Origin of the sequence: Pseudidiomarina woesei, assembly GCF_001418345.1 — a bacterium.
Lineage (GTDB): Bacteria > Pseudomonadota > Gammaproteobacteria > Enterobacterales > Alteromonadaceae > Pseudidiomarina > Pseudidiomarina woesei.
In genome coordinates this window covers 821,398-842,592 of record NZ_LIPW01000001.1, presented here as the reverse complement: position 1 = coordinate 842,592, position 21,195 = coordinate 821,398, and the positions used below count along the sequence as shown (strand labels likewise).

Here is a 21,195-nt window from a genome sequence, read left to right as displayed (position 1 = left end):
CTTGCGGATCTCAGCTTTGAGTCGCTCTTCGGCATACATTTTTTTGAGGCGTTTATTCTCGTCCTCAAGCTCTTTGAGACGCTTCATCATCGATGCGTCCATGCCGCCAAACTTGGCGCGCCATTTATAAAATTGAGCTGAGCTCATACCGTGTTCACGGCAAAGCTCTGGAACCGGTATACCGTTCTCGTTTTGTTTCAGAATCGCTAAGATCTGACTGTCTGTGTATCGTGATTTGCGCATAGAAAACTCCTTCGTTTTAGTTTAACGGAATTTTCTACTTATAACTGCTCCGATTTTTCGGGGGGATTACATTCGCAACTGCGAACCCGTCGGCCCGACAACATTGAACCCGGAAAAGCCGTCAGTTAAGCAGGATGAAAAACAGGCCGCTTAAATGACAAAAAAGTGTCAACTAACTTGAAAAACACCGAGGTGTTGCGGCATAGATTAAGCACATCGCAGACTTTACGCTCGCTTAAACCTGTCGGTAATTCACTCGCTGATATCATTGTGACGAGCTCTCGTGTTCGAGCGCTTCTATCAGAGCCAAAGCTTTTTTTGGAGCGAGATACAGCTTTCTTTAACTTCTAACTGCTTGCGCAGACGAAGATTTTCTTTTTCGAGTTGCTCAATACGTTTTTGATCAGTAGTATGACTCGACTTAGGTCCAGACTGCGATTTACTCAAACCAGCCACGCCGTATTCAGCAAATTCCCGACGCCATTGCGCTAATTGGTTAGAATAGAGCTTCTCACGACGCAACAAGACACCTAGCTCACCATGTTTACAGGCATCAGCTTGCTGTATGATAGACAGCCTGTACTCCGTGCTAAAAACGTGGCGATCGCGCTTTTCAACAGCCGGGTTAGGTATTATTTTGGTTTCGGGCTTGGGCATCATCATCTCCTAAGTCACCCTGATTTATATGTTAACTCAAAATCAGGTTGGTGCATGCTTAGGTTGACACACAGGGGTCCCATGTCGAGGCGAAATTTTCTAGTGCCTGCTCGGCTTCAGCGCGAGTAGCCGCGCCATAAATGAGTTTTAAATCAGCGGCAATAGTCTTGCGCTGTTTCCAGTTTACGTACCGCAGAATGTCATCTCGTTTTTGCTTGGTTTATCGAAATGACACAGAATTCTGAGCACTACTAGCATTAGTCCGGCGGCTAATACCTAATTTTTACTGAACAACATCAATAGATAAGCTAGAATGATACGCTTAGAAAGGTTGGCACAGTACAAATAATTTCAAATTATTAAACTTGGAAACTAAATGTTTTTATTTGTTCTTTCTTACATCTCTGGTTATTTTGCATTAATTGAAAAGTACAAGGCTTCATTGATTGCAATGTTTCCAGCTTTTGTACTTTACTTTCTTGTTGCTGGGCTACAGTACGATGTTGGGACTGATTATTTTAGCTATATCAATATCTTTGAAGATAGTTCAAGCCATCAGTTTTTCATAAACAAAGGAGAATATTTATTTGCGTATTTAAATATATTTTTAAATTGGTTAGAGCTGCCAGCTCAAAGTGTATTTTTAGCTATCTCATTTATTCAAGCTGTTTTAGTTTTTATTTATTTTAAATCTATAAAGGAAAAGGGATTTATACTTACCCTGTTTTTTATCGCTTTCATTTGCGTTACTAATATTTACAATAATCAGTTAAATGGCCTTAGGCAGTATGTGGTTATTGCTGCTTTACCTTTATTAACTATCCTACTTTACGAAAAAAGATTTGTTCGTTTTTTTATTTTACTTGGGTTGGCATCTTTTTTTCACAATACTGCTTGGTTTCTTCTTGTTCTATTGCCAATTTATTTTTTATATGAAAAATTTAATAAAAGCTTGTTGTTTTTGTTTTTATTTTCCGTGGTGGGTTTTTTACTGCTGGGTAAGATTATTGATGAGTTGGTAATTATTTTTCTGCCAAGCTATGCGCACTACCTTCAAGGCCTTTATGCAGAGCAGCACACTCTAGGTCTGTTTATAACTAAACTATATTACCTCCCATTAATTTTCTATTTTTATTTAGTCTATAAGAAATCATCAAGTGAGTTTGGGAGTTATTTTCACTTTATGATTTTTACATTTACTTTAACCTTTTGGTTCTTTTTGCTATCTCTTAATTTAGGTATGGCAACTAGATTTTATTATTATGTTGTATTTTTTATGGTTTTCCCTATGTATTATTTGCTTCACTATAATTATGTGAAAGGTAGAGCTATCTCATTTGTTCTAGTGCTTGGTTATATAGTTTTGCCTTATATCGCTAAGGTTACTTTTTTAGCTAAACATGAATTTTTATATAACAGTATTTTATGGAATTAAAAATGAACTTCGAACTTCTTATCTCAACGATGCATAAAAATACTACTGAAGTGTTGCAAATGTTGGCAAAGTCTAATGTTAAATGTAATGCTTTGGTCGTAGTCCAAGGTGATAAGAATGGTTATGAGAAGATTAACCAAGATAATCAAAAAATCAGAATCATCTTCTCTAAGGAAAGAGGATTAAGTAAAAGCAGGAACTTAGCATTAAAAGAAAGTAAAGCTGATGTGGTTTTACTAGCAGATGATGATTTAATTTATTTTGATGATTTTCAAAATACTATTTTAGAGTCTTTTAACAAGCATCAAAACTATGTTTTTTTAATATTTAATGTTGATAATTATAATCGTAGATATCCAGATAAAATTAAAAATATTTTATGGCACCAAGTTTTGGGGTTTTCATCTTGGCAAATCGCATTTAAAAGACAGGACGTTTTAGGGAAAGGGTTGAGGCTAAATGAAAAATTCGGCACAGGTAGTGGTATCTATAGCTCTGGAGAAGAAAACATATTTTTGTCTCAGTGTTTTAAGCATTTCAAAATGTGTTATTTACCTGTAAAAATTCTTAAAAGACCAAAATCAGATTCTTCTTGGTTTACCGGGTATGATGATAAATATCTATTTGATCGTGGTGCTATTTTCTACGCTATATCACAGAAATTTAGCTATTTATTAATTCTTCAATTCGCAATACGTCGAAAAAAACTTTTTCCTGATTATTCTTATATGAAAATGATTGGGCTAATGCTGCAGGGATTGAAAAGTTGTAAATTAAACCAGCACTTTAAACTGCAATAATATATCTCGTGCTTTTGCCTATGTGTCCTAGGTTAATTTTGATGTTAAAAGTAAGTATTATTACCCCTCTTTATAACTGCTCAGAGTATCTTGAGCAAGCCATCCAGTCTGTTGTTTCTCAAACCTATCAAGACTGGGAAATGATTATGGTGGATGATTTTTCTACAGATAAATCTATAGAAATAGCCCAAAGATATGCAGCCGAAGATAGCCGTATTAAGGTACTTCAGCTAGAGAAAAACTCCGGTGCCGCGGTTGCACGCAATACTGCAATAGAAGCCGCGGCAGGGCGTTTCATTGCTTTTTTAGACAGTGATGATAAATGGTTGCCGCATAAGCTAGAAACTCAAATCCAGTTTATGCAAGATAATGATGTTGCTTTTAGCTATGCCGCTTATGAAAAGATAAATGAGCAGGGAAATGCTGTTGGTAAGGTCGGTGTGCCTGAACGAATAACGTACTATGATTTATTAAAGGTGTGCAGCATCGGTTGTTTGACTGCCGTTTATGATACTCAAAAGCTTGGTAAAATTTATATGCCTCTTATTCGTAAACGTCAGGACTTAGGCTTGTGGTTGCGTATTTTAAAGCAAATTCCCTATGCTTATGGGGTTCAAGAGGTGTTGGGGCAGTATCAATTACGTTCTGACTCTATTTCTGCTAATAAACTCTCTGCCGCGCAATTTACTTGGAAGCTTTATAGGGAAGTAGAAAAATTAAATATTTTCAAGGCGAGCTATTTTTTTGCCCAGTACGCAGTAAATGGGGTGCTCCGTACCAAGTTTCCCCGTTTGGCCCGCTCCTTGGGTGTTTTACATTAGGCTTGCTCAAACAGGATTGTAAGCGTCACTAAAAGCACACATTAACGGTAATTTGTTTTCTCGGGTGGATCAATTTTGTTGGCCATTTAACCGGCCAAGTAATTGTCGCTGAGGTGGATCAGTTTTACTCCGTTGCCGCCGTATTAACGCTTAATGAGATATTCCACGGCAGCAAATGGTCCAGATCATCATAACCGTAACAGCAACCACACCTAGGCCATCTGCATCCCCGTGTACCTAGGTGTGGAATCTGTGACGCTTACATTGATTACATTAAACCCGGTTGCCCATATCAAAATGCATACATTGAACGATTTAACCGAACCTATCGTGATGATGTACTCGATTGCTACATCTTCAACAACCTGAACGAAGTGAAGCAAATGACCGAAGACTGGATTGAGCTATACAACAACGAACGGCCGCACGATTCACTCAATGACATGACACCATTTGAGTACCGAAATGCGGCATAAATACTCTACGAGATGACTGTGTTATAAATGGGGTATTTACATTAACTGACTTGAAAAATGTCGATAGCGAAATGTACTGGCAACCGCTGTCAACAAAGGGGGACAACTGATCCATTATTGTCCCTTCGCAAAAAGCACAGTGTAAACGGTTAATACAACAATCTTTAAGTCCATCCAAGCTGTTTGGTGCTTTATATAATGCAAGTCATAACGGTGCTTCCACTTCGCATCATCAACTGATGCGCCATATGGGTATTTAACCTGTGCTAAACCTGTAATCCCTGGCTTTACCGCATGGCGGAAGCGATAATATGGTATCGACTTTTCTAGTTCCTGAATAAACACTTGTCGCTCTGGTCGTGGACCAATCAACGACATCTCACCATTTAATACATTGATTAGCTGCGGTAGCTCATCAATTCGTGTTTTTCTTAAAAGCTTTCCAACGCGTGTAACCCTAGCATCATTCTTTGACGCCCACTGGGCGCCATTGGCTTCAGCGTCTGTTGTCATTGAGCGAAATTTGATGACATCAAATTCTTTATTGAATAGGCCAACACGAGCCTGTTTGTAGAGTACTGGGCCTTTGCTATCAAGTTTAATTAGTAGTGCAGTAATTATTAGTATTGGGCTAACAGCAAGCAAGCCAATTGTTGAGAGTAGAATGTCGAACAAACGTTTTGTAAATTTGGGGCGCCACCCAGATAATATTGAAAACGCTTTTTGATGCAGGAAATAACTAGAATCAACCAGCTCAATTTCGGTAAAGCCGAGGTGTTTATCAAGGTAGCTAACTAAAGGTTCAACCCACGCGCCGCGTTCCGTAGCATCAATTAAAAATGCTTTTTTATCATCGCATAATGCATAACTACGGTAATGACATACTACCGCGGGCATACCTGCCTTTAAGTCAAACTCATTGATAACAAAGTTAACTTTTCTTTCAACAAGAATTGATTTCACTTTTTCTTCGTATTGCTCTGGGCAGTAGACATGAATTAACGCATTTTTGGCTGAACGAAGCATTCTTGTACATCCTTTTAAAACGTGGCTTCTAGTTAAAATGTGTATTGAAAACGCATTATAGCGAAAGCATTTCGAATTGTAATAAATTTATTGCATAATAGGCTTAATTTTTTGCTGTTTAAGTAGTAGGGAAACACATTTATGATTTTAGTCACAGGCGGAGCCGGCTACATTGGTTCACACACCGTAGTAGAGCTTTTGGAAGCCGGCCATGATGTATTGGTTTACGACAACCTATGCAATAGCTCGGTTGAGAGCTTAAAGCGCATTTCTCGCATAACAGGGCGAGATGTTAACTTTGTTGAAGGTGATGTACGTGATGGCGAGTTGTTACAACGCGTATTTAGCGAAAATGATATCTCTGCCGTTGTGCATTTTGCTGGGTTGAAGGCCGTCGGTGAGAGTGTAAGTAAGCCGTTAGAATATTATGAAAATAACTTCGCCGGCACCATGATCTTAATGCAGGTAATGGAAGAGTTTGGTGTGAAACGCATGGTGTTTTCATCTTCGGCTACTGTTTATGGTGACCCAACCAGCGTGCCTATTCGCGAAGACTTTCCGACAGGTAGCACCACGAACCCCTATGGCACGTCAAAATATATGGTTGAGCGCATGCTTGCCGATAAGTGCGTGGCCGACCCCGCTTGGTCTGCCATTGTGTTGCGGTATTTTAACCCTGTTGGTGCGCATGCTTCAGGCTTAATTGGTGAAGACCCAAATGATATCCCTAACAACTTGCTACCTTATATTTCGCAAGTGGCCGTTGGGCGCTTAGAGCGTTTAAGCGTTTATGGCTCAGATTACCCAACGGAAGATGGTACAGGTGTACGTGACTACATTCACGTGGTGGACTTAGCATTGGGGCATTTGGCTGCGCTTGATAAGCTGACTGATGCTTGCGGTTATGAGGCTGTGAACCTAGGTACCGGTAATGGCTATTCTGTTTTACAGATGGTTGAGGCATTTGAGGCCGCCTCTGGCCGCCCTGTGCCTTACACCATTGTTGACCGCCGCCCAGGTGACATTGCCGTTTGCTACGCCGACCCAACATATGCTTACGAGTCATTAGGTTGGCGCGCTAAGCGCGGGCTAGCTGAAATGATGGAAGATGCGTGGCGCTGGCAGTCGCAGAACCCGAATGGTTATAAAGATTAGAGGAGGGGGCGGCCCCTAGTCCGGACCATGGTCTGGACCCTGACCTTAGCAAGGAAATTGGCTTTATTTGCAAAAGCGGCATCGAACTTCGGTGCCGCTTTTGTCGCTTCTGGCCTGTTCGTTTTGCCGTCAACATGCGACGGATGATGACGCATGCTGTTTCTGGTGCTGCATGTTTATTCATCAACATGCGACAAATGGTGACGCATGTTGTGTCTTTTGACATGTTGCGACACGCTATGTCGCATGTTTGCGTCAAATGACAGGTTTTTGTGTCTTTTGACACGGTGAGCTTTGTAGCCGGAGTTATTCAAGTGAGTAGATAAGTTTTGTGCCGCTTTTGTTGTTTATGGACTGTTCGTTTTGTCGCCAACATGCGACAGATTATGACGCATGTTGTTTCTGGCGCTGCGTGTTTATTCGTCAATATGCGACAATTGGTGACGCATCTTGTGTCATTTGACATGTTGCGACACGTTATGTCGCATGCTTGCGTCAAATGACAGGTTTTTGTGTCTTTTGACACTATGTTCCGTGTAGCCAGTTTTATTCACGTGAGTGGATAAGATTTACGCCGGTGGTAACAACCAGGCGTCGATATGAATTAATCTTGCAGCGAGATCTCGACTCAGCTCACCGCAAAAGCGGCATCGACGTTTGGTGCCGCTTTTGTTGTTTCTGACCTGTTCGTTTTGTCGTCAACATGCGACAGGTTGTGACGCATGTTGTTTCTGGCGCTGCGTGTTTATTGGTCAACATGCGACAAATAGTGACGTATCTTGTGTCATTTGACATGTTGCGACACGTTATGTCGCATGCTTGCGTCAAATGACAGGTTTTTGTGTCTTTTGACACAATGTGCCTTGTAGAGTGTTATTCACGTGAGTGGATAAGATTTACGCCGGTGGAAACAACCATGCGTCGATATGAACTAAACATGCAACGAGATCTCGACTCAGCTCACCGCAAAAGAGGCATCGACGTTTGGTGCCGCTTTTGTTGTTTCTGACCTGTTCGTTTTGTCGTCAACATGCGACAGGTTATGACGCATGTTGTGTCGTTTGCCGCAACCGCGTTGAGGCGGTGATGAAGGCGTTTAAGGTACAGACCGTTTACCACGCCGCCTACAAGCACGTGCCTTTAGTTGAATTTAATATGGTAGAAGGCGTGCGCAACAACGTGTTTGGCACCTGGCATACTGCCGAGGCGGCCATTGCGGCGGGCGTGGAGCAGTTTGTGCTTATTTCTACCGACAAAGCCGTGCGGCCAACCAACGTGATGGGCACCACCAAGCGTTTGTCGGAGCTGGTGCTGCAGGGCTTGGCTTCGCGCGCTGATGTGTCGACGCGGTTTTGCATGGTGCGCTTTGGTAACGTATTGGGCTCGTCGGGCTCGGTGGTGCCGCTGTTTAAGCGCCAAATTGCCGAGGGCGGCCCGATTACGGTGACTCACCCCGAAATTACCCGCTACTTTATGACTATTCCTGAGGTCGCGCAGCTGGTGATTCAGGCCGGCACTGTGGGCACCTCGGGCTCGGTGTTTGTGCTAGATATGGGCGAGCCGGTGCGTATTGTTGACCTAGCGCGCAAGATGATTCATTTGTCGGGGCTGGAAGTGCGCGATGCTGAGAACCCTCATGGCGACATTGAGATTGCGTTTTCGGGCCTGCGCCCAGGCGAGAAGCTGTACGAGGAGTTGTTGATAGGCGACAACGTGGTGGAGTGCGCGCATCCGCGCATTTGCCAAGCGCAAGAGGCGTTTCTGCCATGGGCTGAAATGTCTGCGTTGTTGGATGCGCTAGATGACGCTTGCCAGAATTTCCGCATCGACGAGCTGCGTGTACTGCTGCTGAGCGCACCGTGTGGGTATGCGCCTACTGAGGATGGGGTGAATGATTTGCTTTGGTTGCATCGGTAGGGGAGAGGGGGGTACATTGTATTACTTTGATCGCCACCATTTAACGATTTCTGGATGTCATTTATTTGTGCGAGCTATATAAGATTATTTTGCGAAGCTAGAAAATGATTAGGACTTGCGGCCCCAGCTACATAGCTGGGGCCGGAGGTGGGTCTGCAAGTTCCTCACTTTACTCTGAACAAGGATAGATACATGGTTACTCCAGCAACGAGAATGCAGAATATTCGTTACGATATTCGAGGAGCTGTGCAGCAAGAAGCTGAACGTTTGGAAAAAGCAGGACATCCGATTATTCGTCTCAACATTGGTAATCTGGCGCCATACGAGCTATACGCCCCCCAAGAAATTGTTAGCGACATTGCAGAAAATCTATTTCATGCGCAGGGATACAGCCATTCCAAAGGCTTATTTCAGGCTCGTAAAGCGGTCATGCAAGAAGCCCAACGTAAGGGCATTGAAGGGGTGACCCATGAGCATATCTTTATGGGGAATGGCGTTTCTGAACTTATAAGCTTGGTGACTCAAGCTATTGTGAATCCAGATGATGAAGTGCTCATTCCATCGCCAGACTATCCGCTCTGGTCTGCGGCAGTAACCTTAGCTGGTGGCAAGCCGGTCTACTATCAATGCGACCCTGCAAATCAATGGGCCCCAAACGTTAAAGACATTGCTAGCAAGGTTACGGCAAAGACACGTGCTATTTTATTGATTAACCCGAATAACCCAACGGGTGCTGTTTACAGTAAAGCTCTACTAACAGCCATCGCAGATATTGCTGAAACTCATCAGTTACTTCTGTTCTCTGATGAGATTTACGATAAAGTATTATTTGACGAAACTGAGCACGTTTCGATAGCTGCACTTAACCCGCGAGTGCTTTGTTTTACCTTTAATGGCTTATCAAAAGCTTATCGAGCAGCCGGGTTTCGGTCTGGATGGTTAATCATCAGTGGTGCGATAGATCAAGCCGGTGACATTTTTAATGCGCTAGAGACGCTTTCAAGTATGCGGCTGTGTGCCAATGTTCCAGCGCAGCTTGCCGTTCAAACAGCTTTGGGTGGTAGCCAGTCGATAGAGGCTTTATGTGCGCCAGAAGGGCGATTATATGAACAACGCAATTTTGCGGTCGAGCATCTTAATGCGATTCCTGGAGTCTCGGTAAATAGCCCTCAGGGAGCCATGTACTTATTCGTACATTTAGATCCTGAACTTTATCCCATAGAAAACGATCAAGACTTTGCCATGCAATTACTGCAACAAGAAAAAGTCTTGGTAGTGCCAGGTAGCGGCTTTAACCTTGCCAGCAACCAATACTTCCGCATGGTATTCTTACCCAAAATTGATGACCTGCATGAAGCAATCAGCAGGATTGCCCGGTTTTTGAAAGAAAGACTTGCGGCCCCAGCTACGTAGCCGCGGCCGGAGGTGGGTCTGCAAGTCCCTCAAGCGCTAGCGCTTCATTAGCAAAAGCGGTATCTTAACCAGATACCGCTTTTGTCGTTTCTGGAGCTGAATTTTGACCCAAGCCATTACTTTGCAACAATACACCGGCGCAGCTTTGCTGAATGCGCGGCAGTTAAATTTATCGCTGCAACTGATCACCGGCGAGCAAAAGCCAACAACGCTATCGCACCATAATATTATGGAGCTGCTAAACGTTATTGAGTCGCTGGCGATGTCATCGCACGTGTTATTTGATGGCTCAATTCAGCAGCAAGACAAAGAGCGTCTAATTCGCAATAACCGGTTGTACCATAATCTTTTGCAGCCTACTTTGTTGGCCACGCCCGAAGAGCGTTTGGCGTGTTGCGAGCACGCCGCCACACAGTCTTGGTTGCTCATTGAACAGTGGTTAGCTGCTCCGCAAGTGTGGTCATCTGAACGCGCTATTCCAGCGGCTGATGCCGCCCATTTTGTGCAAGCGTTGCAAGACGGGTTAGCTATTGAGAGTAGCAAGTTGCGACAATACGCGTCCGATGTTGCTGAAAATTTAAACTTTCTTGGAGCCAAATCTGTTGCTGGAGTGCTATTGGCCGCGCCTGATGAAGCCGCTCGCGCATCTCTGCGACACACTGTGACGCAAGTTGCACAAAATGCCACCATGTCAGGTTGTTTTGCTGCCGGTATTGTTAACCGCTTTCGGGTGAATTTTGTGAATGAGCTAGCTGCGTCGCACGATGCTGCTTATGTTGCCGCCCCAGTTATTGAGGGGCTGAAAACCCAACAAAACATGCTGTTGTGGCGCTATTTGGGCACTAAGTTGCAGGGCGAGGCGCAGCAACAACATGCTGAAAGGCTGCGCGCGCTAAGTGAGCAAGAGTCAGCGGCGCTGAATAGTTTTCCGTATGCCTACGCGTTGTTGATGAATAAGCGTGTTAAAAAACCGTCGCAGCTATTAGATTTGGTGTTTAAGGTGCGCGATGAGTCGGTTATTCGTGTGCAAGCTACAGAGGCCGGAAACCGCAAGCGGTATATTCATAACTTTTCTGAACAGGAGTTTTTGGATACGCAGCGGACGTTATTTGAAGACACCTATATTGGATTGTCGACAGTGCAAGACAGTTGGCGCGATACTTTGCTAAGCGTTGGGCGTTCGTGCTTGCCGGCGGTGCTTTCGGTTGGTTCTGCGGGGTTAGGTATGGTCATTCCAGACAGCGTGGTTGAGAGTGCGGCAGCTGTGAGTATGGCCAGCGCGGGCTTGCTGGCGGAGCGTTCGCGCGCCGCGTCACCGGGCTCTGCGGTACAGCGAGTGAAGCTATACCGCGACAACTACATGCGTTGGCAGAAATTGCTAGACCATGCTGCTGCACGCGCTTCTGGAGGTGTTAGTCTGCAGGGGCGTGTTGCGGATTTGTTTGGGGTTTCGGTTGTTTGAGAGGGGTGCAGACCCAGGTCCGGACCAGGGTCTGCACCCCTCTCTCGTCCCTCTCCCAAAAGTGGATGTTTAGTTTATGATTTTGGTTACAGGCGGCGCTGGTACTGCGGGTGCGCGCATGGTGGGGGAGCTGTTGCAGGCGGGGCACGAGGTGTTGGTGCTCGACAACTTCAGCACGGGCTCGGTGAAGGCGTTGCAGGCTGTGGCTGCGGCTACCGGGCGCGACTTTGATTGCGTGAAGGGCGACGTGCGCGATGGCGCGTTTTTGCAGCGTGTGTTTCGCGAGAATTCTGTTACGTCCGTGGTGCATTGCGCGTTTGTTGGTGGTTCTGGCTTGTCGCCGTTGGAGCGCTACGAGAATAACTTGGCCGGCACTTTAATTTTGTTGCAGGTGATGGACGAGTTTGGAGTGAAGCGCCTGACGTTGACGCTTGGCGATGCCGATGGTGCTGGCGCTGCTGATGGCTCGGTTGCGGCGGTTCAGCGGATGGTTGTCGATGTTTGTGCGGCTGATTCTGGCTGGGTGGTAACTTTCTCGCATTAGAGGAGGGGGCGGCCCCTGGTCCAGACCGTGGTCCGGACCAGGGTCTGCACCCCTCTCTCGGTTGTAAGAGAATTCGTATTCTCTAGCTAGCGTATTGATTTGTCGAAACGATTTGGTATTTTGAACTCATGTTGTAAAAGGATTAAGCCACAGGTGGAGTGATATCGATTGCAATTTCGCATGGAGGCATTGATAATATGCTGCTAACATATATATTAACAAGTGTTGTCTGATGGCATCGCAGACGGTGATTAAAAAGCGAATAACAGGCTCTGTATTTGAAATTGTTCACTGTGCAGGAGCATTAGATTCGCTGGATGAAGCGCTTGAAAGCATACCAAAAAACAAAAGACAAAGTTGGTTACGCGGCGTAAATAGGCAATTTGAACGTCTGGCAAATGGACAACGTCTGTCGAAAGAGAACTTCCCGACTGAGGGCGAGTTGCCACGCCGACCAGGACAGCAGGTGGTTAAGCATTTCAAAGCGCTCAAACGCATACCGTTGCGTGCCTATTTGTGGAAATCGGAGCGCTTCGAGAACCGATACTACGTAAGTCACTATGTTTATAAGAATTATGATCGTTTGAAACCAAAGGACACCGATCTTGTTGCACGAAATTGGCGTGCAGTTGAGGAGCATCAAGAAGATGAGTAAAGCGCAAGAGCGACTATTTGCACGAGAGAATCTGATTTACAACGTAACTGAAGATTTGCTAGTTATTATGGAAGATAAGCAGATTACGAAGTCAGATTTAGCTAGGAAACTTGGTAAGTCACGAGCCTATGTTAGCCAAGTGCTAAGTGGCTCTCGTAATATGACTTTGGGCTCTTTGGCTGACTTTTGTTTTGCGTTAGAAATTGAGCCGCGTGTTGTTTTACCGGTTGGGCCAGAGCCTCTAAATGGGGAACCGTGGCATTACAAAACGGTACACATGAATGAGCAAAAGCATTTTAATTGCGTAAAAATTGGTGACAAGAAGATTTATGAAAATGACTTTCAAGACTCTTGGCAGCAGGCGGTTTCGTAATGTCTACTTTTGAATTGGCGCGTGATAATTTACGGATTATGAGCGTTTGCACAGCAGAATTGCATGCGAAAATAGATGATGAAATTGTTCCTGAGTCAATAAAGTCAGAAGACATGAACACCCAAATTATGCATCGGTTAAAAGCCATTCGGTCAGTTCAAATGACCGATAATGGCACTCCTATTTGGGGTTATCATTTTACATATGTTTGTGGATTGAGATATCTACTGGTAAGCGATGGTAAGGATGACGATGACGCGAAAATTTTATTTAATTTTACTGCTGAGTTCGTTGCAAAATACCACTCGTCTATAGAGCTTAATGATGAAGCTCTTGAAGCCTTTGGTCGAAAGAATGTTGGATATCATGTTTGGCCTTATTGGCGAGAATTGGCTCATTCAACAGTTGCACGTTTCGAGCTTCCGCGATTTTCGGTTCCGCACTATTTTGCGCTGTAAAACAGGGGCTGCGCCCCCTCTCTCGCGCTATTCGGTCAGGTAGCGCACCAAATTCACTTGGCGGTCATACGGCAGCGTGCTGAACGCAGTTTCGTAAAGCTCGATCAAGGCGGTGCAGTGGGCGCGGTAGCCTTCGGTGTTGTCGGGAATGTCGGTGCGCAGTGGGTCGGCGCGCTCGCCCATAATCGTCAATATTTCTACTAGGTCGTCCTCGGCTGGGGTGTAGTCAATGATGGCTGTCGGCTGGCCTAAGCCGCTTTCTAAAACGTCTACCAATAGTTGGTTGGCTTTTTGCTGATTCAAAAATGGTGCCAATTCTTTCGAGCTAACGAAGCCATAGTTCTGTGGATAAAGTGCTTGCACGCAGAGTAAAGGCTGAGCTGCATTGAGCGCTTTGTACATGGCCAGTTCTTGGCGAATGTTTTCTAGAACCAGCTCGTCGGTGGCCGACGCCAAAGCTTCTAAACGCATGCTTAAGGTGAAGTTCTGCACCATGGTTGCGACAATATCTGGCGCATCTTCATCGCGTGGCAGGGCGTCAATTTCTGCCACAAACTGGCGAAACGCTTCTGGTTTGCGCGCAGCGATGATTTGAAACGCCGGCAAACTCAGTAACTCTTCTTCGACGATATTATGAATGCGGTGCACCACGCCGGCCTGCAGCAATTCTTCGTGGGTTGGCTCCCACATATCGTCGTTGGCGGCTTGGAACATTTTATTGGTGAATGCTTGAGTAACGCCGCGGTTGCGGAAGTAAACGGCGTCTTTGTTTTGCATACGCTGTGCCATGGCGTCCGATTCTCGGGTTTTCAGCGACATTTCATACTGATGAAAGCCAAGCACGGCGTCGCTGCTAATCACGCGATTGCGCCCAGCAATAAACACCAGCGTACAGGCTGAGTAGCAATGATCTTCTACGTAGGTGTCGAGGCGATGCAGTTGAATGATGTCTTGCACGCGATACGACTCGTCGAGGTCGCCGCCAATGCTGCTAAGCTGTACCCGCGTGACGCCCCGATGTTGTTCAAGTAGTTGTTCAATGTCGTCGGAAATGCCTAAGTTGATTTCGCCGTTGATAAGTAGTGTGTTGCGATCATCGGAAACGTCGACTTGATAGGTGGGCGACATTATGCCGCTAAGCAAAATTTGTAGTTGCGCGAGTATGGCAAATGGCGTGACGATCAGGGCGAGGGCGTTCATGCCCATGATAAATTTGACTAAAAACGGTAAGAATTTGCTGCGGGTGTAGTTTTCGGCGCTGCGCCAAATGCCGACAATTTGCCATACGCCAACGGTGATTAATATGGCGGGTAGCAAAATGACCATGGCCACGCGCACTTGCCACTGCATGCCGTCGGTAAGCCCGGTGTAATTGAACACGCCGACCAGAAAGTTCATGGCCATGCCAAGTAGCGCGCCGTTTACCCAGAATGCTTTGGCGAGTGACAGTTCGCCGCGCCAATGGCGCTTGATGTAGTTTTTCATTGTTGCTTTTATTTTGATGTTGTGACTGGGATAGTACAACTTAGATTCTTCGTAGTATAGTCTCGCGAGAGAGGGGTGCAGACCCTGGTCTGGACCAGGGTCTGCACCCCTCTCTGCCCTTTATTGGTGGTTAGTTCTTTATGGAGTGAGCGCTATGTTCATGAAGCGTTTTGTTGTGGTGATTGGAGCGGTTTGGTTGTTGGTCGGTTGTACGGCTGCGGAATTAGAGGCGTTTAATGATTCGATGAACTGCGTGAATGCGTATCCGAATAATACGGCGGCGCAAAATCAGTGTATGCGGCAAGTACAATCCTACCGCGATCAGCAGCGCACAAACCAGTTGGTTGTCTGGTGTAATAATGAGCTGGTGCGGCCGATGGCTAAAAGTGAAAATTGGTTAAGTGCCAATTTGTCGTCGTTTGAAACTGATTACGGCTATACGGTCAAATGGCTAAATAGAGTGGGCTCGCAGTACAATTATTATTGCGCTAGTGCTGAGCAACGTCGCGCAGATTCTGCAAATTGCGAGCGCCGCATGTTGGAAGATCCGCTTAACGAGGTGAATAGCTTATTAGTGCGCGTTGAGCCAATAATCACTGAAGAGAATCGCTTTCAGGGCTTGGCGGATGCATACAATAACCATTGCATGTCGTTGAACGGGGCCACGTGGCAAGATGTTGGTTCTAACACCGAATTCTTAATGCGCATTCGTGCCGATTTGATTGGCTGGCGCGATGGGCTAGTACAAGCGCTCGCGACCTGGTGACGAGAGAGGGGTGCAGACCCTGGTCCGGACCAGGGGCCGCCCCGGGTCTGCACCCCTTTCTGCTACATGACGGTGCCGGTGATAAGGTTGGCGTTGCGGATAGCGGTGGCGAGGGCTGCTTTTGCGTTAGCTTCGCCGTGCACGAGGCGCACGTTGCCAACAGGTGCTACGGTGGTGTGTAGAAACTCGAGTAGTTCGCGTTGGTCGGCGTGGGCGCTATAGCCGCCAAGGGTGTGAATTTGGGCGCGAATGGGGTAGCGCTGGTGGTCAAGCACCACGTAGCCGCCGCGCGGGCCGTATTCTTGTATTTGGCGGCCGGGGGTGCTGACGGCTTGGTAGCCCACAAACACCACGTCGGTGCGTTCGTCGCCGATTAATGCTTTCAGGTAGTTCACAATGCGGCCGCCGCTGCACATGCCGCTGGCGGCGATGACAATGGCGGGTTCGCCGCGTGCTTCTAATAATTCGACGATTTGCTGGTGCTCGTGGTGGCTTTCTACCACGTGCAGGCGTTCGAAATTCAAAGGGTGGCGGTCATCGGCAAGGCGCTGGCGTGCTTCTTCGTCCCACAGCGCTTTTAGGCGGCGGTACTGTTTGGTGTAAGCGCTTGCTAACGGCGAATCGAGTATCACCGTCATTTTTCGCCATTTTGGGTCTTCGTGAATTAGGTCTTCAATTTCGTACAGCAGTTCTTGCGTTCGGCCAATACTAAAAGCGGGAATAAGTACCGCGCCGCGATCAACGAATGCTTTTTCGATGACGGCTTTTAAGCGGAAGCGGCGTGAGGCGCGGCTTTCGTGCAGGCGGTCGCCGTAGGTGCTCTCGAGTATTAAGTAGTCGGCGTATTCCAAGGGGGTTGGGTCGGGCAAGAGCGGTGTGCCTTTGCAGCCGAGGTCGCCGGAGAACACGACGCGGCGCGGCCGACCGTTTGAGTCGCGCTCGTTCAGCGACTCGAATTCTACGTAGGCTGAGCCCATGATGTGGCCGGCGTTGCGCAGCCGCATTCGAAAGGGGTGCAGACCCGGGTCCGCACCCTGGTCCGGACCGGGGTCTGCACCCCCCTCTACCCAAACATCGAGGGGGGTGGCGTGCAGTTGCGCTTGTACGCGCTTCAAAACGGTGGTGGCGAACGCGGCAGAGTAGTTAGCAACTTTCATAGCGTCTTCTAGCACTAGGGCTAGCAGGGCGGCGGTGCCAGGGGTGCAGTATATGGGGCCGCGGAAGCCGGCGGCCAGCAGTGCCGGTAGGCGCCCAACGTGGTCAATATGGCAGTGGGTGAGCACTAAGGCTTGCACGGCGTCTAATGAAAAGTTGATGTCTTGCCCAGCCCCGCCACCAGCTCCAGCTCCAGCTCCAGCCCCGCCACCAGCACCAAAAGCGTCCGGCCCTTGAAACATACCGCAGTCAATAAGCACAGACCTTTCAGGTGACATAAAAAATTCATGGCAAGAACCGGTAACGCCTTCGCCGGCGCCGTGATGAATCACTTCCTTGTTTTGTTGCATATCAATGCCTTACGCGAGTTTGTTCAAAAGTTAATCAGAACTTAACACAAGACTATTCGTTTTGCATGTATATGTTGAAAACAAATTATAGATTATTCTTTACAATGTCTTTACAATGCGCACCTGCTCAAAACAGATGGAAAATAACAAAAAGGAGCTTATATGAGTGCAGATAATCACCAAGAAGGTAGCGAACAGCGTCGAAAAGGTCGTAAAATCAGTTTGTATAATGGCCATGAAAAGCTTTCAGATTTAGGCGTGCCGAAAACTGAGTCAAATCACGCAGCTTTAAGTCGCGCTATTCATGAATTACGACGCTCACCCATTTTAACGCACGCGGAGTTTCGCGATCGCAAGGGCAAAGTTTGGAATATTCCACGCTCGGCTTCTTTTATTAAACGCTTACAAATTGCGCTGTTTGCTGACTAAGCTTTAGCCCCTTTCTAATTGCCCGAATTTACAAATTCGGTACTAGTCAACAGCGCTCGTTATGGTTATATTGGCAACATAATAATCATAAAAAATTGAGGCGCTGACATGCGATTGACGTTATGCAGATAATCCAAGTAGACCAACAGGCTCGTTCGGTCGTAAACCTAGTACTTGGTGCAGCGCTGTTTATTTCAGGGTTGGTTATTCTGCTTTATCGCGTGTTCGAGCCAACCCAACTTCAGCTTTACCACACTTTAAGTTCCTCGCTATTAGTTGCCGCGGTTGCTGTGGGCATTTCGGTGCTGACCTTTGACTTGCGCGGCCAGCACGAGTGGAAGGCGTTGGTGTCGCGCACCTTCGCTGTGGTGGGTGTTATTGCCTCGGTAGACGGCCTGCTTGGTAGCGTTTTTGACAGCTTCAGTGCCCAAATTCATAACAGCCTTTATATTACTAGCGGTATTTGCTCGCTGTGGTTGGCGCTTCGTTTAGAGGCCTTGTGGGCCATTCGGGTGCAAAAATTCCTGAGTTTAGTGGCTATTTTTGTGCTGCTAACTGTTATTTCTATGCATTTTATTTATGAGGCGCCGCTACTAGCGCGTCACCCAGTGGGGAGTTTGGTTTCTGGCTCGCTGGTGTTGATGATGCTTATGGCGCTGTGGAATTTAAGTACCGCCAGCGCGCAACCTATGCCATGCGTGAGTTTGTTTACTACTGCGATTGCGGTGGTGGGGTTGTTAGCTTCGAGTGTGGTGGGCGTGGTACTGTTTCATGGCGAAATGAACGAGCTGCGGTTGCGCGGTGAAGACGCTGCCAACACGTTAAACTTGTCGCGCCGGGCGGCCGGCAACCAGCATGTTAAAACCTTGCAACGCTTGGCTAGCCGTTGGGAAAACTACCCGCCCGATCAGCACGATAGGCTGATGGAGCTGGATATCGCTTCGTATTTGCGAGACGTGCAATTTCTTGAAGCGGTTATTCTGCGCCGTGGTAATGAGCTGATGTGGGAACGCAAGCGCGCGGATGACCCGCGCTCTTACACTGAGTTGTACCGCGATGATCAATACTTGCAGCAGCAGTTTAACCCCATTCGACAAGCCCAAGTGCAAATGCTAGTGGCTTCGATGAAGCATACCCGTGATGGTGCTTTGTTGTACGTGCACGTGCCAGTGGATTTTGACGACGATGAGTTTGAACCGGGTTATTTTGGCATGTTGGCGGTGATTAACGTGCAGGAAATGCTGGCCAGCCAAACCTTAACCTACCGTTCGCCAATTTACACTTATACCGCTATTTCGAATGGCTTATTGCTGGATCAATATGGCCAGTGGGTGAGTGACGCGACGCTAGATTATTTGTCGCGTAATGCGCTGTTTTTATACGAAAGTGCGCTAGATACTGACTATACCCAGAATACGCCGATATTCTCGTATTTGTATGACTTAAGTGAGCTGCAGTCGCGCTCGAACTTACAAGTTTTGGTGACTTTAGCCGGCATGGCCATTGTGTTGTTTTTGGCATTAACGGTAGAGCGTAACCGTGAGCTGGTGGTGCAGGGCCGGCAATTGCGGTTTCAGGCTGAGCACGATGCACTCACTGGGCTTTATAACCGTACCACTATTGAAAATATGATTGCCGACCGGTTTCATAAACAGCGCGATTTAACCGCCATGTTTATTGACCTTGATGGCTTTACGCTAATTAACGATAGTTTGGGGTTACAAGTTGGTGACCGCTTACTTCAAGTGCTTGCGCAGCGGCTGAAAAATATTATTGGTAAGCGTGGTATGTTGGCGCGTTTTGGCGGCGACGAGTTCTTAATTGTAATGCAAAACATGCATGAGGACGCTGACGCTGTGGCAGAAATTACCTCGAGTATTTTAAGTGCGGTGGCGCAGCCTTACCGCATTATGCACCACAAAATTTACTTAACTGCCAGTATTGGTGTGGCGCACCAAACCGAAGACCAATACGCGCCGCTGGAGCTTATTCAGCGTGCAGATATGGCCATGCACCAGGCCAAGCGCCAAGGCCACAACCATGTGCAAATTTATCAAGACAGCATGAGTTTGCAGTTTAAAACCTCGGCGGCTATGCGTTCTAGCCTGCAAGAGGCCATTGAGCGTAATGACTTGGCGTTGCACTTTCAGCCTATTGTGCGTTGCAGCGATGGCGACACCGTAGGTTACGAGGCGCTGCTGCGTTGGGAGCGTGAGCCGGGACGTTTTATTCCGCCTTCTGAGTTTATTCCATTGGCCGAAATGACGGGGCAGATTATTCCGTTAAGTGAGTGGGTGTTCCGCCGTGCTTGCGAAGCGGCGGTGAAGCTGCAAGAGCAGGGGCCGATGAAAGTGGCGGTGAACCTGTCGACGTTGCACTTTAATCGCACTGAATTTACCCCATTTTTGGAGCAAACCTTAGAAGAAACCGGCTGTAAGCCAGAATGGCTTGAGTTGGAACTTACCGAAAGTATTCTGATGGAAAACACCGACTATGCGGTGGAAGTACTGCAGAATTTACGCCAGAAAAATATTACGATTAGTTTAGATGACTTTGGTACTGGGTTCTCGTCGCTAAGTTATTTGAAGCGTTTGCCGGTAGACAAAGTGAAAATTGACCGCAGTTTTGTGGCAGGCATTCGCACGCATCGTGCTGACCGTGTATTGATTGGCTCGGTGATAAAAATTGCGCAGAGTTTGAATTTTGCGGTGGTGGCTGAGGGCGTGGAAACGCCGCAGCAGGCTGAGTTTGTTACTGAACTGGGCTGCAACTACATGCAAGGCTTCTATTTCGGTCGCCCAATGCCGTTGGATGAGCTGTAGGCGCAGCCCCGTGAATTTATGAAGATTTGCGGTGGTGGATAAAATAACCGGGCTACGCCCGTCCCGGCGTGAAACGCCGGGCTACATCCGTCCCGGCGTGAATAACCGGGCTACGCCCGTCCCGGCGTGAAACGCCGGGCTACATCCGTTGCAACAAGGAGATGTGATGCGAAGAATAGTATTGGCGAGTGTTTTAGCGCTGGCAGCGACAGCCGCCCAAGCTCAAAGTCTTGAGCAGCAGGTGCACCAGCAAGCCAATGAATTGGCGAAGGCGAAGCAGTTGCTAAACCATGCCGATGTGAATGTGCGTAGTGCGGCGCTGAGCAACATGCTGCAGTCAAAAGATACCGCCATGCGTGAGTTGGCTTATGCGGTTGGCTTTTCCAGCGCCGACGATGTGGCCCGTGCCGTTACCTTAAGCCACCGCTTTAATGAAACGCAACTGCTAAGAATTGAGCTTGGTGAGGGCGATGACCGCAATGCGTCGCGTTTGCGCGAGTCTTTAGGTGGTGTGCTGAATGTACAGGTGCGCGGTTATGATGAGCACAACGGGCGCTTTGAAGTGCGCCAATTTAGCGGCAGCCACAACGGTGTGGGTGAAGTGGCTGGTTTGCAGGTGACGCTGAGCCAAAATGCCTGTAGCGCCAAGTTTGAGTTAGATGACTCAAGCAAGCTTCGCGGTAACGTTGTGTGTGGCGGTATTAGCTTACCTGCCACAATTGACTTGTTTTAACGCTTATTCGTTATTCGTTA

Annotated in this window: 19 protein-coding genes and 2 pseudogenes; 16 read left to right on the top strand and 5 right to left on the bottom strand. The window is 47.1% G+C overall.

The features are described from left to right. A partial coding sequence (locus tag ASC40_RS04140; protein WP_055438479.1) for a transposase occupies window positions 1–243 on the bottom strand: 243 nt, incomplete at its 3' end. A gap of 300 nt (window positions 244–543) precedes the next feature. Next, window positions 544–906: a hypothetical protein gene (locus ASC40_RS04135; protein WP_141656098.1), complete on the bottom strand. Its 363-nt coding sequence runs from the start codon at window positions 904–906 to the stop codon at window positions 544–546. Between the two features lie 370 nt (window positions 907–1,276). Between ASC40_RS04135 and ASC40_RS04130 the strand changes: the two genes are divergently transcribed. The 4 genes and pseudogenes from ASC40_RS04130 to ASC40_RS04115 form a co-directional block, all read left to right on the top strand. Next, complete coding sequence (locus ASC40_RS04130; protein WP_055438477.1) at window positions 1,277–2,335, top strand: EpsG family protein; 1,059 nt, start codon at window positions 1,277–1,279, stop codon at window positions 2,333–2,335. Between the two features lie 2 nt (window positions 2,336–2,337). Beyond that, on the top strand, window positions 2,338–3,135 hold the full coding sequence (locus ASC40_RS04125) for a glycosyltransferase family A protein (protein WP_055438476.1): 798 nt from the start codon (window positions 2,338–2,340) through the stop codon (window positions 3,133–3,135). Window positions 3,136–3,176: 41 nt separating this feature from the next. After that, window positions 3,177–3,956: a glycosyltransferase family 2 protein gene (locus ASC40_RS04120; protein WP_055438475.1), complete on the top strand. Its 780-nt coding sequence runs from the start codon at window positions 3,177–3,179 to the stop codon at window positions 3,954–3,956. A 263-nt stretch (window positions 3,957–4,219) separates the two neighbouring features. Next, window positions 4,220–4,432: pseudogene (locus ASC40_RS04115) on the top strand (integrase core domain-containing protein); the annotation flags it as partial. A 114-nt stretch (window positions 4,433–4,546) separates the two neighbouring features. On the opposite strand, the gene ASC40_RS04110 reads toward ASC40_RS04115, so the two are convergent. Next, window positions 4,547–5,458, bottom strand: coding sequence for a sugar transferase (locus ASC40_RS04110; RefSeq protein ID WP_072243359.1), 912 nt, complete (start codon window positions 5,456–5,458; stop codon window positions 4,547–4,549). A gap of 141 nt (window positions 5,459–5,599) precedes the next feature. Between ASC40_RS04110 and galE the strand changes: the two genes are divergently transcribed. The 8 genes and pseudogenes from galE (at window position 5,600) to ASC40_RS04070 (ending at window position 13,435) form a co-directional block, all read left to right on the top strand. Then, a complete protein-coding gene (gene galE, locus ASC40_RS04105; RefSeq protein ID WP_055438473.1) occupies window positions 5,600–6,613 on the top strand; it encodes a UDP-glucose 4-epimerase GalE in 1,014 nt (337 codons plus the stop codon). 1,068 nt (window positions 6,614–7,681) lie between these two features. Then, window positions 7,682–8,530: pseudogene (locus ASC40_RS04100) on the top strand (polysaccharide biosynthesis protein); the annotation flags it as partial. A 192-nt stretch (window positions 8,531–8,722) separates the two neighbouring features. Further along, a complete protein-coding gene (locus ASC40_RS04095; protein WP_055438472.1) occupies window positions 8,723–9,943 on the top strand; it encodes a pyridoxal phosphate-dependent aminotransferase in 1,221 nt (406 codons plus the stop codon). Window positions 9,944–10,046: 103 nt separating this feature from the next. Further along, the gene (locus ASC40_RS04090; protein WP_055438471.1) at window positions 10,047–11,405 is read left to right on the top strand and encodes a hypothetical protein; all 1,359 of its coding nucleotides are present in this window, start codon (window positions 10,047–10,049) and stop codon (window positions 11,403–11,405) included. A gap of 76 nt (window positions 11,406–11,481) precedes the next feature. Next, complete coding sequence (locus ASC40_RS04085) at window positions 11,482–11,949, top strand: SDR family NAD(P)-dependent oxidoreductase (protein ID WP_055438470.1); 468 nt, start codon at window positions 11,482–11,484, stop codon at window positions 11,947–11,949. A 232-nt stretch (window positions 11,950–12,181) separates the two neighbouring features. Beyond that, on the top strand, window positions 12,182–12,604 hold the full coding sequence (locus ASC40_RS04080; protein ID WP_055438469.1) for a hypothetical protein: 423 nt from the start codon (window positions 12,182–12,184) through the stop codon (window positions 12,602–12,604). Continuing rightward, window positions 12,597–12,977, top strand: coding sequence for a helix-turn-helix domain-containing protein (locus ASC40_RS04075; RefSeq protein ID WP_055438468.1), 381 nt, complete (start codon window positions 12,597–12,599; stop codon window positions 12,975–12,977). Before ASC40_RS04080 ends, ASC40_RS04075 begins: the two co-directional genes overlap by 8 nt. Continuing rightward, window positions 12,977–13,435: a hypothetical protein gene (locus ASC40_RS04070; protein ID WP_055438467.1), complete on the top strand. Its 459-nt coding sequence runs from the start codon at window positions 12,977–12,979 to the stop codon at window positions 13,433–13,435. Before ASC40_RS04075 ends, ASC40_RS04070 begins: the two co-directional genes overlap by 1 nt. A 27-nt stretch (window positions 13,436–13,462) precedes the next feature. On the opposite strand, the gene ASC40_RS04065 is transcribed toward ASC40_RS04070, so the two are convergent. After that, window positions 13,463–14,920 carry a COG3904 family protein gene (locus ASC40_RS04065; protein ID WP_055438466.1) on the bottom strand — a complete coding sequence of 486 codons (1,458 nt, stop codon included), beginning with the start codon at window positions 14,918–14,920 and terminating at the stop codon, window positions 13,463–13,465. Window positions 14,921–15,074: 154 nt separating this feature from the next. On the opposite strand from ASC40_RS04065, the gene ASC40_RS04060 reads away from it, so the two are divergent. After that, complete coding sequence (locus ASC40_RS04060; RefSeq protein ID WP_055438465.1) at window positions 15,075–15,686, top strand: hypothetical protein; 612 nt, start codon at window positions 15,075–15,077, stop codon at window positions 15,684–15,686. Window positions 15,687–15,748: 62 nt separating this feature from the next. On the opposite strand, the gene ASC40_RS04055 is transcribed toward ASC40_RS04060, so the two are convergent. Next, a complete protein-coding gene (locus ASC40_RS04055) occupies window positions 15,749–17,119 on the bottom strand; it encodes an MBL fold metallo-hydrolase RNA specificity domain-containing protein (RefSeq protein WP_425415053.1) in 1,371 nt (456 codons plus the stop codon). Window positions 17,120–17,353: 234 nt separating this feature from the next. Here ASC40_RS04055 and ASC40_RS04050 point away from each other — a divergent pair, with 234 nt between their 5' ends. The 3 genes from ASC40_RS04050 to ASC40_RS04040 all read left to right on the top strand — a co-directional run bounded on the left by ASC40_RS04050 (window position 17,354) and on the right by ASC40_RS04040 (window position 21,175). Next, on the top strand, window positions 17,354–17,620 hold the full coding sequence (locus ASC40_RS04050) for a hypothetical protein (protein ID WP_055438463.1): 267 nt from the start codon (window positions 17,354–17,356) through the stop codon (window positions 17,618–17,620). Window positions 17,621–17,742: 122 nt separating this feature from the next. Beyond that, window positions 17,743–20,442, top strand: a complete 2,700-nt coding sequence (locus ASC40_RS04045) for a putative bifunctional diguanylate cyclase/phosphodiesterase (protein ID WP_055438462.1) — start codon at window positions 17,743–17,745, stop codon at window positions 20,440–20,442. A gap of 166 nt (window positions 20,443–20,608) precedes the next feature. Continuing rightward, the gene (locus ASC40_RS04040; protein ID WP_055438461.1) at window positions 20,609–21,175 is read left to right on the top strand and encodes a hypothetical protein; all 567 of its coding nucleotides are present in this window, start codon (window positions 20,609–20,611) and stop codon (window positions 21,173–21,175) included. The last annotated feature ends 20 nt before the right edge of the window (window positions 21,176–21,195 follow it).

What these genes read in the sequence shown, in the direction of transcription:
- ASC40_RS04135 (WP_141656098.1), bottom strand. Translation starts at nt 906, where the DNA reads ATGATGATGCCCAAGCCCGAAACCAAAATAATACCTAACCCGGCTGTT.
- ASC40_RS04130 (WP_055438477.1), top strand. Translation starts at nt 1,277, where the DNA reads ATGTTTTTATTTGTTCTTTCTTACATCTCTGGTTATTTTGCATTAATT.
- ASC40_RS04125 (WP_055438476.1), top strand. Translation starts at nt 2,338, where the DNA reads ATGAACTTCGAACTTCTTATCTCAACGATGCATAAAAATACTACTGAA.
- ASC40_RS04120 (WP_055438475.1), top strand. Translation starts at nt 3,177, where the DNA reads ATGTTAAAAGTAAGTATTATTACCCCTCTTTATAACTGCTCAGAGTAT.
- ASC40_RS04110 (WP_072243359.1), bottom strand. Translation starts at nt 5,458, where the DNA reads ATGCTTCGTTCAGCCAAAAATGCGTTAATTCATGTCTACTGCCCAGAG.
- galE (WP_055438473.1), top strand. Translation starts at nt 5,600, where the DNA reads ATGATTTTAGTCACAGGCGGAGCCGGCTACATTGGTTCACACACCGTA.
- ASC40_RS04095 (WP_055438472.1), top strand. Translation starts at nt 8,723, where the DNA reads ATGGTTACTCCAGCAACGAGAATGCAGAATATTCGTTACGATATTCGA.
- ASC40_RS04085 (WP_055438470.1), top strand. Translation starts at nt 11,482, where the DNA reads ATGATTTTGGTTACAGGCGGCGCTGGTACTGCGGGTGCGCGCATGGTG.
- ASC40_RS04080 (WP_055438469.1), top strand. Translation starts at nt 12,182, where the DNA reads ATGGCATCGCAGACGGTGATTAAAAAGCGAATAACAGGCTCTGTATTT.
- ASC40_RS04075 (WP_055438468.1), top strand. Translation starts at nt 12,597, where the DNA reads ATGAGTAAAGCGCAAGAGCGACTATTTGCACGAGAGAATCTGATTTAC.
- ASC40_RS04070 (WP_055438467.1), top strand. Translation starts at nt 12,977, where the DNA reads ATGTCTACTTTTGAATTGGCGCGTGATAATTTACGGATTATGAGCGTT.
- ASC40_RS04065 (WP_055438466.1), bottom strand. Translation starts at nt 14,920, where the DNA reads ATGAAAAACTACATCAAGCGCCATTGGCGCGGCGAACTGTCACTCGCC.
- ASC40_RS04060 (WP_055438465.1), top strand. Translation starts at nt 15,075, where the DNA reads ATGTTCATGAAGCGTTTTGTTGTGGTGATTGGAGCGGTTTGGTTGTTG.
- ASC40_RS04055 (WP_425415053.1), bottom strand. Translation starts at nt 17,119, where the DNA reads ATGTCACCTGAAAGGTCTGTGCTTATTGACTGCGGTATGTTTCAAGGG.
- ASC40_RS04050 (WP_055438463.1), top strand. Translation starts at nt 17,354, where the DNA reads ATGAGTGCAGATAATCACCAAGAAGGTAGCGAACAGCGTCGAAAAGGT.
- ASC40_RS04045 (WP_055438462.1), top strand. Translation starts at nt 17,743, where the DNA reads ATGCAGATAATCCAAGTAGACCAACAGGCTCGTTCGGTCGTAAACCTA.
- ASC40_RS04040 (WP_055438461.1), top strand. Translation starts at nt 20,609, where the DNA reads ATGCGAAGAATAGTATTGGCGAGTGTTTTAGCGCTGGCAGCGACAGCC.